Raw genomic sequence first — 16,673 nt, forward strand, 5'->3', positions numbered from 1 at the left:
TGAACATGACCTTAAAAGAATTATTGGTAGGGTTCGGCACCCAGGTCCGCAGTATTTGCATGATCGGGATGCACGCCTTCGCCAAACGTGAAACTCAGATGTACCCGGAAGAGCCGGTATATCTGCCGCCGCGCTATCGTGGCCGTATCGTGCTGACGCGCGATCCGGACGGTGAAGAGCGCTGCGTTGCCTGTAACCTGTGTGCGGTAGCCTGCCCGGTTGGCTGTATTTCTCTGCAGAAAGCAGAGACCAAAGACGGCCGCTGGTACCCGGAGTTCTTCCGCATCAACTTCTCACGCTGCATTTTCTGCGGCCTGTGCGAAGAAGCGTGCCCGACCACGGCGATTCAGTTGACCCCGGACTTCGAACTGGGCGAATACAAACGTCAGGATCTGGTGTACGAAAAAGAGGATCTGCTGATTTCCGGTCCGGGCAAATACCCGGAATATAACTTCTACCGGATGGCGGGTATGGCAATCGACGGCAAAGATAAGGGCGAAGCGGAAAACGAAGCTAAGCCAATCGACGTCAAGAGCCTGTTACCGTAAGGAGAGGGGCAATGGAATTCGCTTTTTATATCTGTGGCCTGATAGCCATCCTCGCAACCTTGCGGGTCGTCACCCACACCAATCCGGTGCACGCGCTGCTGTACCTGATCATTTCGCTGTTAGCGATTGCCGGGGTGTTTTTCTCGCTGGGCGCTTACTTCGCCGGTGCGCTGGAAATCATCGTTTACGCCGGGGCCATTATGGTGCTGTTCGTGTTCGTGGTGATGATGCTCAACCTGGGCGGCACCGAGATCGAACAGGAACGCAAATGGCTGCAGCCGGGGATCTGGATTGGCCCGGCCATCCTTTCCGCGGTGCTGCTGGTGGTTATCGTTTACGCCATCCTGGGCATCAATGACCAGGGTATCGACGGCGCGGCGATCAACGCCAAAGAAGTGGGTATTGCGCTGTTTGGGCCGTACGTCCTGGCGGTGGAGCTGGCCTCCATGCTGCTGCTGGCGGGCCTGGTTGTCGCCTTCCACATTGGCCGCGAAGAGCGCGCCGGTGAGGTGCTGAGCAACCGCGTGAACGACAGCGACAAAAGAAAAACGGAGGAACACGCATGATCCCCTTAACACATGGACTGATCCTCGCCGCCATCCTGTTTGTGCTCGGCCTGACTGGTCTTGTGATCCGCCGCAATCTGCTATTTATGCTGATTAGCCTGGAAATCATGATTAACGCCGCCGCGCTGGCATTCGTGGTCGCGGGAAGCTACTGGGGCCAGACTGATGGTCAGATTATGTATATCCTCGCTATCAGCCTCGCGGCTGCGGAAGCGAGTATCGGTCTGGCGCTGCTGCTGCAGCTCCATCGTCGCCGCCAGAACCTGAACATCGATTCAGTAAGTGAGTTGCGTGGATGAACATGCTTGCCTTAACCATTCTTCTGCCATTGATTGGCTTTGTGCTGCTGGCCTTCTCCCGCGGACGCTGGTCGGAAAATCTTTCCGCCACCGTTGGGATGGGCTCGGTAGGCCTGGCGGCGCTGGTGACGGCGTACGTCGGCGTCGACTTTTTCGCTAACGGCAAACAGGCGGTCAGCGTACCGCTGTGGAACTGGATGTCGGTCGGTGATTTCAACATCGGCTTCAACCTGGTGCTGGATGGCCTGTCTCTGACCATGCTCTCCGTGGTTACCGGCGTCGGCTTCCTGATCCACATGTTCGCCTCCTGGTACATGCGCGGCGAAGAGGGCTACTCTCGCTTCTTCGCTTACACCAACCTGTTTATCGCCAGCATGGTCGTTCTGGTGCTGGCCGATAACCTGCTGTTGATGTACCTGGGTTGGGAAGGCGTGGGTCTCTGTTCTTACCTGCTGATCGGTTTCTACTACACCGCTCCGAAGAACAACGCCGCGGCGATGAAAGCGTTCGTGGTCACCCGCGTCGGCGACGTGTTCCTCGCCTTCGCGCTGTTCATTCTTTATAACGAACTGGGCACCCTGAACTTCCGTGAAATGGTTGAGCTGGCGCCGCAGCACTTCGCTAACGGCAGCACCACGCTGCAGTGGGCGACGCTGATGCTGCTCGGCGGCGCGGTCGGTAAATCCGCTCAGCTTCCGCTGCAAACGTGGCTTGCCGATGCGATGGCGGGCCCGACGCCGGTCTCTGCGCTGATCCACGCCGCTACCATGGTGACCGCGGGCGTGTACCTGATTGCCCGTACCCACGGCCTGTTCCTGATGACGCCGGAAGTGCTGCATCTGGTCGGTATCGTTGGCGCAATCACGCTGGTGCTGGCGGGCTTCGCCGCGCTGGTGCAGACCGACATCAAACGCGTGCTGGCTTACTCGACCATGAGCCAGATTGGCTACATGTTCCTCGCGCTGGGCGTGCAGGCATGGGACGCGGCGATCTTCCACCTGATGACGCACGCGTTCTTTAAAGCGCTGCTGTTCCTGTCGTCCGGTTCGGTGATCCTCGCCTGCCATCACGAACAGAACATCTTCAAGATGGGCGGCCTGCGCAAATCCATTCCGCTGGTTTATGTCTGCTTCCTGGTGGGGGGCGCGGCGCTGTCCGCTCTGCCGCTTATCACCGCAGGCTTCTTCAGTAAGGATGAGATTCTGGCTGGCGCGATGGCCAACGGCCATATCAATCTGATGATAGCGGGCCTGGTCGGCGCCTTTATGACCTCGCTGTATACTTTCCGTATGATTTTCATCGTGTTCCACGGTAAAGAGCAAATTCACGCGCACGCAGGGAAGGGGATTACCCACCATCTGCCGCTGATTGTGCTGCTGATTCTGTCCACCTTCGTTGGCGCGCTGATTGTGCCGCCGCTGGAAGGCGTTCTGCCGCAGACCACTGAGCTCGCTCACGGTAGCGTGATGACGCTGGAAATGACCTCCGGGATTATCGCTATTGCCGGCATCCTGATCGCCGCGTGGCTGTGGCTGGGCAAACGTACGCTGGTGACTTCCATCGCCAACAGCGCGCCTGGCCGCTTCTTCGGCACCTGGTGGTTCCATGCCTGGGGCTTCGACTGGTTATACGACAAAGTGTTCGTGAAACCATTCCTCGGTATTGCCTGGCTGCTGAAGAGCGATCCGCTGAACTCGTTGATGAATATCCCGGCGATTCTGTCCCGCTTCGCAGGCAAAGGTCTGCTGGTGAGCGAGAACGGCTATCTGCGCTGGTATGTGGCTTCAATGAGCATCGGCGCGGTGGTGGTGCTGGCTCTGCTGATGGTACTGCGTTGAGTTTGTTGGCTGGATGAACGATTGCCGGATAGCGCTGCGCTTATCCGGCCTACAAACCCAAAAATAATTTTTAGAATTCGTTGAAAATCTGTTCCTGATGTACAGGCGTCATCGGCGAAGTCAGACCGGAGACCGCCAGCGCAGAGCAACCGGAGCGTACTGAAGTACGTGAGGATTGCGAGCACTGCCGGGATTTGGGCTGACGAGTGAGATAGCCTGAGCAGGAGTAAATATAAGGGACATACTTAGCTATGTTATTACCCTGGTTGATATTAATCCCCTTTATTGGCGGCTTCCTGTGCTGGCAGACTGAACGCTTTGGCGTGAAACTGCCGCGCTGGATTGCGCTGATTACCATGGGACTGACGCTGGTGCTTGGCCTGCAGCTGTGGATGCAGGGCGGCTATTCTCTGACGCAATCCGCGGGGATTCCGCAGTGGCAGTCGGAATTCGTGCTGCCGTGGATCCCACGTTTCGGCATTAGCATCCATCTGGCGATTGACGGTTTGTCGCTGCTCATGGTGGTGCTGACCGGCCTGCTCGGCGTGTTGGCGGTGCTCTGTTCCTGGCGCGAAATCGAAAAGTACCAGGGATTTTTCCACCTCAACCTGATGTGGATCCTGGGCGGCGTCATCGGCGTATTCCTCGCCATCGACATGTTCCTGTTCTTCTTCTTCTGGGAAATGATGTTGGTGCCGATGTACTTCCTGATCGCGCTGTGGGGTCACAAAGCCTCTGACGGTAAAACGCGTATCACGGCGGCCACCAAGTTCTTCATCTATACCCAGGCGAGCGGCCTGGTGATGCTGATCGCCATTCTGGCGCTGGCATTCGTCCATTTCAACGCCACCGGCGTGTGGACCTTCAACTATGAAGAGCTGCTGAAAACCCCGATGTCGCACGGCGTGGAATACATGCTGATGCTCGGCTTCTTCATCGCCTTCGCGGTGAAAATGCCGGTGGTGCCGCTGCACGGCTGGCTACCGGACGCCCACTCCCAGGCGCCGACTGCCGGTTCCGTCGACCTCGCGGGCATCTTGTTGAAAACCGCAGCCTACGGTCTGCTGCGCTTTGCGCTGCCGCTGTTCCCGAACGCCTCCGCCGAGTTTGCGCCAATCGCCATGTGGCTGGGCGTGGTCGGTATCTTCTACGGCGCGTGGATGGCCTTCGCCCAGACCGATATCAAACGTCTGATTGCATACACCTCCGTTTCCCACATGGGCTTCGTGCTGATTGCTATCTACACCGGTAGCCAGCTGGCTTATCAAGGGGCGGTGATTCAGATGATTGCCCACGGTCTGTCCGCGGCGGGTCTGTTCATTCTGTGTGGTCAGCTGTACGAACGTCTGCACACCCGCGATATGCGCCAGATGGGCGGCTTGTGGAGCAAAATTAAATGGCTGCCGGCGATGTCGATGTTCTTCGCTGTCGCCACCCTGGGGATGCCGGGCACCGGTAACTTTGTCGGCGAATTTATGATTCTGTTCGGCAGCTATAAAGTGGTGCCGGTGATTACCGTTATCTCGACCTTTGGTCTGGTATTCGCTTCCGTTTACTCGCTGTCGATGCTGCATCGCGCCTACTTCGGTAAGGCGAAAAGCGAAATCGCGACGAAAGAGCTGCCGGGGATGTCCCTGCGTGAACTGTCTATCATCCTGCTGCTGGTGGTGCTGCTGGTGCTGTTGGGCTTCTTCCCGCAGCCGATTCTCGACACCTCGCATGCTGCGATGAGCAACATTCAGCAGTGGTTTGTTAATTCTGTTTCTACTACAAGGCCGTAATTCGCCATGACAATAACTCCACAACAACTGATCGCACTGCTACCGCTGCTGATCGTCGGCTTGACGGTGGTGGTTGTGATGCTCTCCATTGCGTGGCGACGCAATCATTTTCTCAATGCCACGTTGTCGGTTCTCGGACTAAACGCCGCGCTGGTCTCGCTCTGGTTTGTCGGTCAGAACGGGGCGATGGACGTCACCCCGCTGATCCGCGTTGACGGTTACTCGATGCTCTATACCGGGCTGGTGCTGTTGGCGAGCCTCGCGACCTGTACTTTCGCCTACCCATGGCTTGAGGGTTACAAGGACAATAAAGAAGAGTTCTACCTGCTGGTGCTGATCGCCGCGCTGGGTGGCATTCTGCTGGCCGGCGCCAATCACCTGGCCTCGCTGTTCCTCGGTATCGAATTAATTTCGCTGCCGTTGTTCGGCCTGGTCGGCTACGCCTTCCGCCAGAAACGTTCGCTGGAAGCGAGCATCAAATACACCATCCTCTCCGCGGCAGCCTCGTCTTTCCTGCTGTTCGGTATGGCGCTGGTGTATGCGAACTCCGGCAACCTGTCCTTCCTCGCGCTGGGCAAGAGCCTGGCTGACAACGCGCTGCACGAGCCGCTGCTGCTGGCGGGCCTCGGTCTGATGATCGTCGGTCTTGGCTTTAAACTGTCGCTGGTGCCGTTCCACCTGTGGACGCCAGATGTATACCAGGGCGCGCCTGCGCCGGTATCCACCTTCCTGGCGACCGCCAGCAAGATTGCCATCTTCGGCGTGGTGATGCGTCTGTTCCTGTACATGCCGGTGGGCGACAGCGAAGCGGTACGCGTGGTGCTGGGCCTGATCGCCTTCGCCTCTATCATCTTCGGTAACCTGATGGCGCTGAGCCAGACCAACATTAAGCGTCTGCTCGGTTACTCTTCCATTTCCCACCTCGGCTATCTGCTGGTGGCGTTAATCGCCCTGCAGAGCGGCGAAATGTCGATGGAAGCCGTGGGCGTCTACCTGGCCGGTTATCTGTTCAGCAGCCTCGGCGCGTTCGGCGTGGTCAGCCTGATGTCCAGCCCGTACCGCGGCCCGGATGCTGACTCGCTGTTCTCCTACCGCGGTCTGTTCTGGCACCGTCCGATCCTGTCGGCGGTAATGACGGTGATGATGCTGTCGCTGGCCGGTATTCCGATGACCCTCGGCTTTATCGGTAAGTTCTACGTGCTGGCCGTCGGTGTGCATGCGCACCTGTGGTGGCTGGTTGCCGCGGTAGTGATCGGCTCGGCGATTGGTCTCTACTACTACCTGCGCGTTGCCGTCAGCCTGTACCTGAGCGCCCCGGAGCAGCTGAACCGCGATGCGCCGTCAAACTGGCAGTACAGCGCCGGCGGTATCGTGGTGCTGATCTCCGCGCTGCTGGTGCTGGTGCTTGGCGTGTGGCCGCAGCCGCTGATTAGCATCGTGCAGCTGGCGACGCCGCTGATGTAATCTGCGCTATAAATAAAAAACCGCCGACTTGTCGGCGGTTTTTTTATGCCTGCGGTTTACGCCAGCCGATAGACCATAAAATCCTCCGCCAGTAGCGTATTAGCGAAAATCTCCCGGCATTCCGCCAGCATACGCAGGCAGCCTTCGGCATCGTAGCGCGAGCTAAAGTGGGTGGCGATTAGCGTGCCGACCCCCGCTTCTTTGGCAAGCGCCGCGGTTTGCTGACTGGAAGAGTGGCCACGGCTATTGGCTTTCTCCGCCATCGCCTGCTCAAGGGTGGTTTCGTGGACCATCACATCCGCGCCGCGCGCCATCTCCAGCGCCTGCGGGCAGGGGGCGGTATCGCCAAAAATGGCCAGCGTTTTACCCGGCGTCGATGGCCCCAGATAGCGGCTACCGTCGATGACCCGGCCATCTTCCAGCTCAACGCGCTGGCCGAGCTTGAGCTGATGGAACAGCGGCCCCGGACGCACGCCATCGGCAATCAGTTGAGCGGCATCGAGGGTGCCGGGTTTGTCATGCTGTTCGATGCGGTAGCCGTAGCACTCCACCGGATGGCTGAGCGGGTACGCGCTGACCCGATAGCCGTCTTCGTCGAAGACCAGACCGGGGCCGACTTCAATGATACTGAGCGGATAATCGGTCCACGAGCCGCTCAGGCGCAGCGCGGTTTCAATGAATTCTTTAATCCCTTTTGGTCCGTAGACCGTCAGCGGCAGCGAATTTCCCTGCATCGAGCGGCTGCACAACAGGCCGGGCAGGCCGAACAGATGATCGCCGTGCAGGTGAGTGATGAAAATTTTATTCAGTTTGCCTGGGTGGTAAGGGGTGTGGAGAAACTGATGCTGGGTGCCTTCGCCGCAGTCAAACAACCACATTTCAGCGCTGGTGGGTTGTTGCAAATTCAGTATTATCGACGTCATATTACGCGTACGGGTCGGCACGCCGGCGGATGTCCCCAAAAATGTTAATTCCATCGTCCAGTGTCCTCAGGCGAGTGGTAAAGCATCAGTATATCAATAAGGAGTAACAAATGATGACCTGGCAGGATTTACATCACAGTGAGCTCACCGTTGCCCAACTGTACGCCTTGCTGAAGCTGCGCAGCGCGGTGTTTGTCGTCGAACAACACTGCGTCTATCAGGATATCGACGGCGATGATTTAGTCGGTGAGAACCGTCATCTGCTCGGCTGGCGCGACGGCGAGCTGGTGGCCTATGCGCGGATCCTCAAAAGCGAAGAGGAGTTCGAACCGGTGGTGATCGGCCGGGTTATCGTCAGCCCGACCGTGCGCGGCGAGAAGCTGGGCTACCAGCTGATGGAGCAGGCGCTGGCCAGCTGCCGGCAGAACTGGCCGCAGAAGGCGATTTATCTTGGGGCGCAGGCGCATCTGCAGAAATTTTATGCCAGCTTTGGTTTTGTGCCGGTGACGGACGTATACGATGAAGACGGGATTGCCCATATCGGTATGGCGCGTGACATCACAACTCATTAAGAAGCTAAATAGTAATAGCGTATCGCTATCAATTATCTATACTTTTCCTCCTGTAGCGAATCCAGTGGCTGGCGTTCGCCGGGCCTGTTAAGGTTCGCTCCCTCATGATGGGTACTGCTATTTATCGCAGCTACCCTTTATAATGTGGGGTTTTTAATTTCGTGGAGGTTCGCGTGCTGTCTGTTTCCACTGCGCTGGAAAGCCTGTTGGGTTGCCTGGCTGAAGATTTCCCTCCGTCACCCGGCACGCGAATTTTTGATATCCCCTTCCCGTTAAACGACGCCTTCGACCCGTTACTGTGGTGCGCGCATCAGCCGTGCTGGCCGCAATTCTACTGGCAGCAGCGTAACGGTGATGAAGAGCTGGCGGCGCTGGGGGCGGTAACCACCTTTGCCTCTTTGTCCGCGGCGCATGATTTTTTATGCGCGCAGGGGCGGGAAGATCTGCGCATCAGCGGGCTGAACGCGTTCGACCCTCATCAGGGTAATCTGTTTCTGCCGCGGCTGGAGTGGCGCCGCCTGGGCGGTAAAGCGACTTTACGGCTGGTGGTACATAGCGCGACCTCGCTGCTTGACGACGCGGTGGCCGCGCGGGCGTTTCTTCAATCATTAAATAGCGAGCAGGCGACGGCGGCATCGATGCCGTCGCTGCGAAGCGAGCAGCATGCGCCGGAATACCCGCAGTGGCGCGAGCTGATTATGCAGGCGACGCAGGCAATCGGCGCCGGCGAAATGGATAAGGTTGTGCTGGCGCGGGTCACGGATTTACGCTTTAGCGCGCCGCTGCAGGCGTTTGCCATTATGGCGGCCAGTCGGCGCAGCAATCTTAACTGTTTCCACTTCCTGATGGCCTTTAGCCCGCAGCAGGCGTTTCTCGGCTCCACGCCGGAACGGCTGTGGCGGCGACGCGGCGCGCTGCTGCGCACCGAAGCGCTGGCGGGCACCGTCGCTAACCATCACGATGACGCCCGGGCGCAGCAGTTAGCCGATTGGCTAATGAAAGACGATAAAAACCAGCGGGAGAATATGCTGGTGGTGGAGGATATCTGCCAGCGTTTGCAGGGCGAGTCGCCGACGCTTGACGTTCTGCCGCCGCAGGTCGTACGCCTGCGCAAGGTACAGCATCTGCGGCGCTGTATCTGGAGCGAACTGGCCGAGCCCGACGACAGCCGCTGCTTGCTGCAGCTGCAGCCTACCGCGGCGGTGGCGGGGCTGCCGCGCCAGGCGGCGCTGGCTTTCATCCGCCGTCATGAGCCTTTCGCCCGCGAATGGTATGCCGGCTCCGCAGGTTATCTTTCACTGGCGCAAAGCGAGTTTTGCGTGGCGCTGCGCTCGGCAAAAGTCGAGAACAACACCCTGCGGCTGTATGCCGGGGCCGGTATCGTCAGCGGATCTGACCCGCAGCAGGAGTGGCAAGAAATAGAAAATAAAGCGGCGGGACTACGAACGTTATTACTTTCAGAAACGTAGAGAGACGACGTATATCAAAACGGCGCAACTCTGCCTTATCTATACTTAGCATCAATATTTGATACCGGACAATTTCATGTCAGTAAGCGCATTTAACCGACGCTGGGCGGCGGTGATCCTTGAAGCTTTAACCCGCCACGGCGTGCAGCACATTTGCATTGCCCCAGGCTCGCGCTCGACGCCCTTAACCCTGGCGGCGGCGGAAAACCGCGCTTTTATTCATCACACTCATTTTGACGAACGTGGCCTTGGCCACCTGGCGCTGGGACTGGCGAAGGCCAGCCGCCAGCCGGTGGCGGTGATTGTCACCTCCGGAACCGCGACCGCGAATCTCTATCCGGCGCTGATTGAAGCGGGCCTGACGGGTGAAAAACTGATCCTGCTGACCGCCGACCGCCCGCCGGAGCTTATCGACTGCGGCGCCAATCAGGCCATCCGCCAACCGGGAATGTTTGCTTCTCATCCTGCGCAGACCGTTTCTTTACCGCGTCCTTCGCAGGATATTTCCGCGCGCTGGTTGGTCTCGACTATCGATCAGGCGCTGGGCGAGCTGCATGCCGGCGGGGTGCATATCAACTGCCCGTTCGCTGAGCCGCTATATGGCGATATGGACGATAGCGGGCTGGAGTGGCAACAGCAGCTCGGCAACTGGTGGCAGAGCGATAAACCCTGGTTGCGTCAGGCGCTGCAGATGGAGAGTGAGAAACAGCGCGACTGGTTCTTCTGGCGGCAAAAGCGCGGCGTAGTGGTCGCGGGCAGGATGAGCGCCGCGGAAGGTAAAAAAGTGGCTGAATGGGCGCAGACCCTCGGCTGGCCGCTGATTGGTGATGTCCTGTCGCAGACCGGGCAGCCGTTGCCGTGCGCCGACCTGTGGCTGGGCAACGGTAAAGCGGTAAGCGAACTGGCGCAGGCGCAAATCGTCGTGCAACTCGGTAGCAGTCTGACCGGCAAACGCGTGCTCCAGTGGCAGGCGACCTGCGAGCCGGATGAATACTGGCTGGTGGATAATCTGCGCGGTCGCCTCGATCCGGCGCAGCACCGCGGTCGCCGTCTGCTCTCAAGCGTTGAGCGCTGGCTCGAACTGCATCCGGCGGAGAAACGCCAGCCGTGGGCGACGGTGATCCCGCAGCTTGCCGGGCAGGCGTGGCAGGCCGCGGTCGCCAGCAACGAGCCCTTTGGCGAAGCGCAGCTGGCGCAGCGCATTCGGCGCTATTTGCCGGATCAGGGACAGCTGTTTGTTGGCAACAGTTTAGTGGTACGCCTGATAGACGCGCTGGGGCAACTGCCGGCGGGTTATCCGGTCTATAGTAATCGCGGCGCCAGCGGCATCGATGGCCTACTGGCGACAGCCGCCGGCGTGCAGCGCGCGAGCGCCCGGCCTACGCTTGCGATCGTCGGCGATCTTTCGGCGTTATACGATCTCAACTCGCTGGCCCTGCTGCGCCAGGCGTCGGCGCCGCTGGTGCTGATCGTGGTCAATAATAACGGCGGGCAGATTTTCTCTATGCTGCCGACGCCGCAGGACGAGCGCCGCCAGTTCTATTTAATGCCGCAGGACGTGGATTTCAGCCACGCGGCGGCGATGTTCGGTCTGGCTTATCACCGCCCTGATGACTGGCAGTCGCTGGATGAGGCGATGGCAGGCGCGTGGCGCCGCGCCGGGGCGACGGTGATTGAGCTGGCGGTTAACGAGACCGACGGTACGCAGACTCTCCAGCAACTGCTGGCGCAGGTAAGCCGGCTGTGACGCTCAACGCGGCGGTTGAAAGCGGCCAACCGGGTTATCCCTGGCTGGTATTCCTGCACGGCTTTTCCGGAGACCGCGACGAGTGGCGTACGGTTGGCGAAGCGTTTCCGGCCTGGCCGCGGCTGTATCTCGATCTGCCGGGACACGGCGGATCGGCGGATATCGCGGTCGATGGCTTTGCCGGGGTCAGCGAATTACTGCAATCTACGCTAAATAGTTACAACATCCTGGATTACTGGCTGGTTGGCTACTCCCTGGGCGGCCGGGTGGCGATGAACTTCGCCTGCCAGCCGCGCGCGGGCCTGCGCGGCCTGATCGTCGAGGGCGGACATCCGGGCCTGCAGGATGAAGCGTCGCGGCAGGCGCGGCGCGGCAATGATAGCGCCTGGGCGGAACGCTTTCGCCGCGAGCCGTTAGCGCAGGTCTTCGCCGACTGGTATCAGCAGCCGGTCTTCGCTTCGCTGAATGCGGCGCAGCGCGCGTCGCTGGTTGCCCTACGTCGCCACAATAACGGCGCTACGCTGGCGGCGATGCTGGAGGCGACCTCCCTTGCCCGGCAGGCCGATTTGCGCCCGTCTCTGCAGGCTCGCGATTTTCCTTTTCACTACCTGTGCGGCGAACGCGACGCGAAGTTTCGCGCTATCGCGCAAGCGCTCGCCGCCGATACCCATATCATTCACCATGCCGGACACAACGCGCACCGGGACAACCCCGCGGCGGTGATTGCCTGTCTGGCGCAGATTCTGGCAAGTTAACTGAAGGACATTCTATGATCTCTCTTGATGAAGCAATGCTCTATGCCCCCGTTGAATGGCACGATTGCTCAGAAGGCTATACCGATATTCGTTATCAAAAATCGACTGACGGGATTGCTAAAATCACCATCAATCGTCCGCAGGTGCGCAACGCCTTCCGTCCGCTGACCGTTAAAGAGATGATTCAGGCGCTGGCGGATGCCCGCTATGACGACAATATCGGCGTCATCGTGCTGACCGGTGAAGGCGATAAAGCTTTCTGCGCCGGCGGCGACCAGAAAGTCCGCGGCGACTACGGCGGCTATCAGGACGACTCCGGCGTTCACCATCTCAACGTACTCGACTTCCAGCGCCAGATCCGCACCTGCCCGAAACCGGTAGTAGCGATGGTCGCCGGTTACTCTATCGGCGGCGGCCACGTACTGCACATGATGTGCGACCTGACCATCGCGGCGGATAATGCCATCTTCGGCCAGACCGGGCCTAAAGTCGGCTCCTTTGATGGCGGCTGGGGCGCTTCCTATATGGCGCGTATCGTCGGGCAGAAAAAAGCGCGCGAAATCTGGTTCCTGTGCCGTCAGTACGACGCCCAGCAGGCGCTGGATATGGGGCTGGTGAACACCGTGGTCCCGTTGGCGGATCTGGAAAAAGAGACCGTGCGCTGGTGCCGTGAAATGCTGCAAAACAGCCCGATGGCGCTGCGTTGCCTGAAAGCGGCGCTGAACGCCGACTGCGATGGCCAGGCCGGGCTGCAGGAGCTGGCGGGTAACGCCACCATGCTGTTCTACATGACGGAAGAAGGGCAAGAAGGACGTAACGCCTTTAACCAGAAACGTCAGCCGGACTTCAGCAAATTTAAACGGAATCCATAATGCGCGTTTCGCAGGTTTACCGCTGGCAGATACCGATGGACGCGGGCGTGGTTCTGCGCGAACGGCGGTTAAAAACCCGCGATGGGCTGTTCATCCGCCTGCAGGAGGGTGAACGCGAAGGCTGGGGGGAAATTTCTCCCCTGCCGGGATTCAGTGACGAAACGCTGGAAGAGGCGCAAATGACGCTGCTGGCGTGGGCGCGGGCCTGGCGCGACGGCGCCGAGCCGCCGCTTCCCATGCAGCCCTCCGTTGCTTTTGGTATTAGCTGCGCGCAGGCGGAGCTTGGCGGCGAACTACCGCAGGCGGCGGATTATCGCGCGGCGCCGCTCTGTTCCGGCGACCCGGATGAACTGTTCGCCAAACTGGCGGCGATGCCCGGCGAGAAAGTCGCTAAGGTGAAGGTGGGGCTGTGGGAGGCGGTACGCGACGGCATGGTGGTGAATCTGCTGCTGGAAGCGATCCCCGACCTGCAGCTGCGGCTGGATGCCAACCGGGCGTGGACGCCGGTCAAAGCGCAGCAGTTCGCCAAATACGTTAATCCGGCGTATCGCCAACGCATTGCCTTTCTCGAAGAACCGTGCAAAAGCCGCGACGATTCGCGCGAATTCAGCCAGCAGAGCGGTATCGCTATCGCCTGGGATGAAAGTCTGCGCGAGGCGGATTTCCGCTTTGTCGCCGAGCCCGGCGTGCGCGCGGTGGTGATCAAACCGACGCTGACCGGCAGCTTGCAAAAGGTTCAGCAACAGGTTGCCGCGGCGCATGCGCTGGGGCTGACCGCGGTGATTAGCTCGTCGATCGAGTCCAGCCTGGGGTTAACGCAGCTGGCGCGGATCGCCGCCTGGCTGACCCCGCAGACTATCCCCGGACTCGACACGCTGGCGCTGATGGGCGCACAGCTGGTGCGAGCGTGGCCGGAGAGTACGCTGCCAATATTCAATGCTGATGAACTGGAGCAACTGCTGTGATGTTTTCCGATTGGCCGTGGCGCCACTGGCGTCAGTTACGCGGCGAGTCGCAGGCGCTACGCCTGAATGACCAGGCGTTGACCTGGCGTGAGCTATGCGCACGGATTGACGCGCTGGCGTCTGGTTTTGCCGCGCAGGGCGTAATGGAAGGTCAGGGCGTGGCGCTACGGGCCTACAACCAGCCGGAGACGCTACTCGCCTGGCTGGCGCTGCTGCAGTGCGGGGCGCGGGTGCTGCCGCTTAATCCGCAGCTGCCTATGGCATTGCTGCAGGAACTGCTGCCTGCGTTAACCGTACAGCATCAACTGGTGCTTAACGGTGATACGCTGCCGGGGAATTTACCGGCGTTAACTCTGCAGGCGGCAGAAGCCGCCCATGCCGTTTGCTGGCATGGCGAACGGCTGGTGTCGATGACGTTAACCTCCGGCTCAACCGGCCTGCCGAAGGCGGCGGTGCATAGCGCCAGCGCCCATCTGGCCAGTGCCGCTGGCGTGCTGGCGCTGATGCCGTTTGCCGGGGAGGACGACTGGCTGCTGTCGCTGCCGTTGTTCCATGTCTCCGGGCAGGGGATCATCTGGCGTTGGCTGCTGGCTGGTGCGCGGCTGACGGTGCGCGATAGACAACCGCTGAAGCAAGCGCTGCTGGGCTGTACCCATGCTTCACTGGTACCGACTCAGCTATGGCGCCTGCTGAATGGCGATGCCGATGTTTCACTCAAGGCGGTGCTGCTTGGCGGCGCGGCGATCCCCGTCGAGCTGACCGAAAGGGCGCGAGCGCAGGGGATACGCAGCTTCTGCGGCTACGGCCTCACCGAATTCGCCTCCACGGTCTGCGCTAAAGAGGCCGACGGCGAGGCGGATGTGGGCGAGGCGCTGCCGGGAAGAGAGGTGAAAATTGTCGCCGGCGAGATCTGGCTGCGGGCGGCGAGCATGGCCGCCGGCTACTGGCGGAATGGTCAACTGTTGTCATTAACCAATGATGAAGGCTGGTTTGCGACGCGCGATCGCGGGGAGTTACGTGCCGGTCGACTGTCGGTTATTGGGCGACTGGATAATCTCTTTTTTAGCGGCGGCGAAGGCATTCAGCCTGAGGAGGTTGAGCGCGTGATACTCGCCCATCCGCAGGTTCAGCAGGTGTTTATTGTGCCGCAGGATGATGTCGAATACGGCCAGCGCCCGGTGGCGGTGGTTGAATGCGAGGATGGCTGCGAAATGGCCACGCTGGCGGCATGGAGTGCTGAACGGTTAGCGCGTTTCCAGCAGCCGATACAGTGGCTACGGCTGCCGGAAACGTTAAAGAACGGCGGGATTAAGATTTCGCGCCGGGCGCTGCGCGAATGGGTCAATTCGCCGGTTTAGCCGATATTGGCCTCGGCGCGGCGCTGGCGCTGTTTACGTCTCAGACGCAGCAGCGGCGGTACCACCAGCACGGCGACAGCCAGCATCAGCAGCGTTTTGGTTACGCCGCTTTCCCAGAGGATAGCCAGATTACCGTTGCTGATTGACAGCGCGCGGCGCAGGTTCTGCTCCAGCATCTCGCCCAATACAAAACCGAGGATCAGCGGCGACATCGGGAAGTGCATTTTACGCATGATGTAGCCGAGCACGCCGAGGCCAACCATCAGCAACAGGTCAAAGGTGGTGCTGTGAACCGCATAGACGCCAACGGCGGAAACGGCGGCGATGGCGGGTACCAGGAACCATAGCGGGATCGTCAGCATGCGGGTGAACAGGCCAATCAGCGGAATGTTCATAATAAGCAGCATCACGTTGGCGATAAGCAGCGCGGCGATGAGCCCCCAGACGATATCCGGCTGTTCGGTGAACATCGCCGGGCCGGGCGTAATGTTATACAGCGTCAATGCGCCCATCATGACCGCGGTGGTGCCGGAGCCAGGCACGCCAAGCGTCAGCATCGGAATAAACGAACCGCAGGCGGAGGCGTTATTCGCGGCTTCCGGCGCCGCCACGCCGCGAATATCCCCCTTGCCGAAGTTATCGCTATTACCGCTGATTTTTTTCTCCGTCATATAGGTGATGGCGCTGGCGATGGTCGCCCCGGCGCCGGGTAGAATACCAACGAAGAAACCCACCACGGAAGAGCGTAGGGTCGCGCCGACGCACTGCGCGGCCTCTTTGGTGTTAAACAGCATGCGCCCGGTTTTACGCACCAGCGTTTGCCCGCCGCTGGTGCTCTCCAGCATCAACAGAATCTCCGAAACGGAGAACAGACCGATAACCACCACAATAAATTGCACGCCATCGGAGAGATGGACGCTGTCGAAGGTGAAGCGGTAAACCCCGGTGTTGGCATCGACGCCGACCGTCGCCAGGCCCAAACCGATTAACGCCGCGAGGAACGATTTCAGCGGGTTTTGCGCCATCATGCTGCCGAGGCAGGCGATGGCAAACACCATCAGCGCGAAATATTCCGCCGGGCCGAACGCCAGCGACCACTGGGCGAGGAGCGGCGCGAACAGAATAATACCGCCGATCGCAATCAGCGAACCGAAGAAAGAGCTGACGGCGGAAATCGACAGCGCGACGCCGCCGCGCCCTTGCTGCGCCATGGGATAGCCATCAAGCGCCGTCATGATGGCGGCGGCATCGCCGGGCACGTTCAGCAGGATAGACGAAATACGCCCGCCATATTCGCAACCGATATAGACCGTCGCCAACAGGATCAGCGCCGATTCCGCAGGCAGGTGCAGGGCAAAGGCCAGCGGCAGCAGAATGGCGACGCCGTTAATCGGCCCGAGGCCGGGCAGCAGCCCGACGATGGTTCCGACAAAGCAGCCGATGAGGGCGATAAGCAGATTTTCCGGCGTCATGGCGACGGCGAAACCCTGCGACAGATAGATCCAGGTATCCATAA

The 16,673-nt window shown here is 60.0% G+C and carries 15 protein-coding genes; 13 read left to right on the top strand and 2 right to left on the bottom strand.

Features of this window, described 5'->3' with window-relative positions:
- The first annotated feature begins 5 nt into the window (after positions 1–5).
- The 6 genes from nuoI (at position 6) to nuoN (ending at position 6,496) form a co-directional block, all read left to right on the top strand.
- Positions 6–548 (top strand): NADH-quinone oxidoreductase subunit NuoI, encoded by a 543-nt coding sequence (gene nuoI, locus PGS10_RS16465; RefSeq protein WP_015365590.1) that lies wholly within the window; start codon positions 6–8, stop codon positions 546–548.
- Between the two features lie 11 nt (positions 549–559).
- On the top strand, positions 560–1,114 hold the full coding sequence (gene nuoJ / locus PGS10_RS16470; RefSeq protein WP_015365591.1) for an NADH-quinone oxidoreductase subunit J: 555 nt from the start codon (positions 560–562) through the stop codon (positions 1,112–1,114).
- Entirely contained in the window at positions 1,111–1,413 is a 303-nt protein-coding gene (gene nuoK / locus PGS10_RS16475) for an NADH-quinone oxidoreductase subunit NuoK (protein ID WP_004865088.1), read from the top strand. Before nuoJ ends, nuoK begins: the two co-directional genes overlap by 4 nt.
- Complete coding sequence (gene nuoL, locus PGS10_RS16480) at positions 1,410–3,251, top strand: NADH-quinone oxidoreductase subunit L (RefSeq protein ID WP_316423259.1); 1,842 nt, start codon at positions 1,410–1,412, stop codon at positions 3,249–3,251. The genes nuoK and nuoL overlap by 4 nt, the downstream gene beginning before the upstream one ends.
- Positions 3,252–3,502: 251 nt before the next feature.
- Complete coding sequence (gene nuoM, locus PGS10_RS16485) at positions 3,503–5,032, top strand: NADH-quinone oxidoreductase subunit M (protein ID WP_316423260.1); 1,530 nt, start codon at positions 3,503–3,505, stop codon at positions 5,030–5,032.
- 6 nt (positions 5,033–5,038) lie between these two features.
- Entirely contained in the window at positions 5,039–6,496 is a 1,458-nt protein-coding gene (gene nuoN, locus PGS10_RS16490) for an NADH-quinone oxidoreductase subunit NuoN (RefSeq protein ID WP_015365594.1), read from the top strand.
- Between the two features lie 56 nt (positions 6,497–6,552).
- On the opposite strand, the gene rnz is transcribed toward nuoN, so the two are convergent.
- The gene (gene rnz / locus PGS10_RS16495; RefSeq protein WP_316423261.1) at positions 6,553–7,473 is read right to left on the bottom strand and encodes a ribonuclease Z; all 921 of its coding nucleotides are present in this window, start codon (positions 7,471–7,473) and stop codon (positions 6,553–6,555) included.
- 56 nt (positions 7,474–7,529) lie between these two features.
- Between rnz and PGS10_RS16500 the strand changes: the two genes are divergently transcribed.
- The 7 genes from PGS10_RS16500 (at position 7,530) to menE (ending at position 15,157) form a co-directional block, all read left to right on the top strand.
- Positions 7,530–7,991 carry a GNAT family N-acetyltransferase gene (locus PGS10_RS16500; RefSeq protein WP_047043277.1) on the top strand — a complete coding sequence of 154 codons (462 nt, stop codon included), beginning with the start codon at positions 7,530–7,532 and terminating at the stop codon, positions 7,989–7,991.
- A 173-nt stretch (positions 7,992–8,164) separates the two neighbouring features.
- Complete coding sequence (gene menF, locus PGS10_RS16505; RefSeq protein WP_047078304.1) at positions 8,165–9,460, top strand: isochorismate synthase MenF; 1,296 nt, start codon at positions 8,165–8,167, stop codon at positions 9,458–9,460.
- Positions 9,461–9,536: 76 nt separating this feature from the next.
- On the top strand, positions 9,537–11,207 hold the full coding sequence (gene menD, locus PGS10_RS16510; RefSeq protein ID WP_045391450.1) for a 2-succinyl-5-enolpyruvyl-6-hydroxy-3-cyclohexene-1-carboxylic-acid synthase: 1,671 nt from the start codon (positions 9,537–9,539) through the stop codon (positions 11,205–11,207).
- Complete coding sequence (menH, locus tag PGS10_RS16515) at positions 11,204–11,962, top strand: 2-succinyl-6-hydroxy-2,4-cyclohexadiene-1-carboxylate synthase (protein ID WP_045391448.1); 759 nt, start codon at positions 11,204–11,206, stop codon at positions 11,960–11,962. Before menD ends, menH begins: the two co-directional genes overlap by 4 nt.
- A 14-nt stretch (positions 11,963–11,976) precedes the next feature.
- Positions 11,977–12,834, top strand: coding sequence for a 1,4-dihydroxy-2-naphthoyl-CoA synthase (gene menB, locus PGS10_RS16520; protein ID WP_015365600.1), 858 nt, complete (start codon positions 11,977–11,979; stop codon positions 12,832–12,834).
- Positions 12,834–13,799, top strand: a complete 966-nt coding sequence (gene menC, locus PGS10_RS16525; protein ID WP_047078303.1) for an o-succinylbenzoate synthase — start codon at positions 12,834–12,836, stop codon at positions 13,797–13,799. Before menB ends, menC begins: the two co-directional genes overlap by 1 nt.
- Complete coding sequence (gene menE / locus PGS10_RS16530; protein ID WP_047078302.1) at positions 13,796–15,157, top strand: o-succinylbenzoate--CoA ligase; 1,362 nt, start codon at positions 13,796–13,798, stop codon at positions 15,155–15,157. Before menC ends, menE begins: the two co-directional genes overlap by 4 nt.
- Here the strand turns inward: menE and PGS10_RS16535 are convergent.
- Positions 15,154–16,671 (bottom strand): tripartite tricarboxylate transporter permease, encoded by a 1,518-nt coding sequence (locus PGS10_RS16535; protein ID WP_015365603.1) that lies wholly within the window; start codon positions 16,669–16,671, stop codon positions 15,154–15,156. The genes menE and PGS10_RS16535 overlap by 4 nt on opposite strands.
- Positions 16,672–16,673: the final 2 nt, after the last annotated feature.

This window comes from Klebsiella sp. 141153, assembly GCF_032601995.1.
GTDB classification, from domain to species: Bacteria; Pseudomonadota; Gammaproteobacteria; order Enterobacterales; family Enterobacteriaceae; genus Klebsiella; species Klebsiella aerogenes.

What these genes read in the sequence shown, in the direction of transcription:
- nuoM (WP_316423260.1), top strand. Translation starts at nt 3,503, where the DNA reads ATGTTATTACCCTGGTTGATATTAATCCCCTTTATTGGCGGCTTCCTG.
- rnz (WP_316423261.1), bottom strand. Translation starts at nt 7,473, where the DNA reads ATGGAATTAACATTTTTGGGGACATCCGCCGGCGTGCCGACCCGTACG.
- PGS10_RS16535 (WP_015365603.1), bottom strand. Translation starts at nt 16,671, where the DNA reads ATGGATACCTGGATCTATCTGTCGCAGGGTTTCGCCGTCGCCATGACG.
- PGS10_RS16500 (WP_047043277.1), top strand. Translation starts at nt 7,530, where the DNA reads ATGATGACCTGGCAGGATTTACATCACAGTGAGCTCACCGTTGCCCAA.
- nuoL (WP_316423259.1), top strand. Translation starts at nt 1,410, where the DNA reads ATGAACATGCTTGCCTTAACCATTCTTCTGCCATTGATTGGCTTTGTG.
- nuoN (WP_015365594.1), top strand. Translation starts at nt 5,039, where the DNA reads ATGACAATAACTCCACAACAACTGATCGCACTGCTACCGCTGCTGATC.
- menB (WP_015365600.1), top strand. Translation starts at nt 11,977, where the DNA reads ATGATCTCTCTTGATGAAGCAATGCTCTATGCCCCCGTTGAATGGCAC.
- menC (WP_047078303.1), top strand. Translation starts at nt 12,834, where the DNA reads ATGCGCGTTTCGCAGGTTTACCGCTGGCAGATACCGATGGACGCGGGC.
- nuoJ (WP_015365591.1), top strand. Translation starts at nt 560, where the DNA reads ATGGAATTCGCTTTTTATATCTGTGGCCTGATAGCCATCCTCGCAACC.
- nuoI (WP_015365590.1), top strand. Translation starts at nt 6, where the DNA reads ATGACCTTAAAAGAATTATTGGTAGGGTTCGGCACCCAGGTCCGCAGT.
- nuoK (WP_004865088.1), top strand. Translation starts at nt 1,111, where the DNA reads ATGATCCCCTTAACACATGGACTGATCCTCGCCGCCATCCTGTTTGTG.
- menD (WP_045391450.1), top strand. Translation starts at nt 9,537, where the DNA reads ATGTCAGTAAGCGCATTTAACCGACGCTGGGCGGCGGTGATCCTTGAA.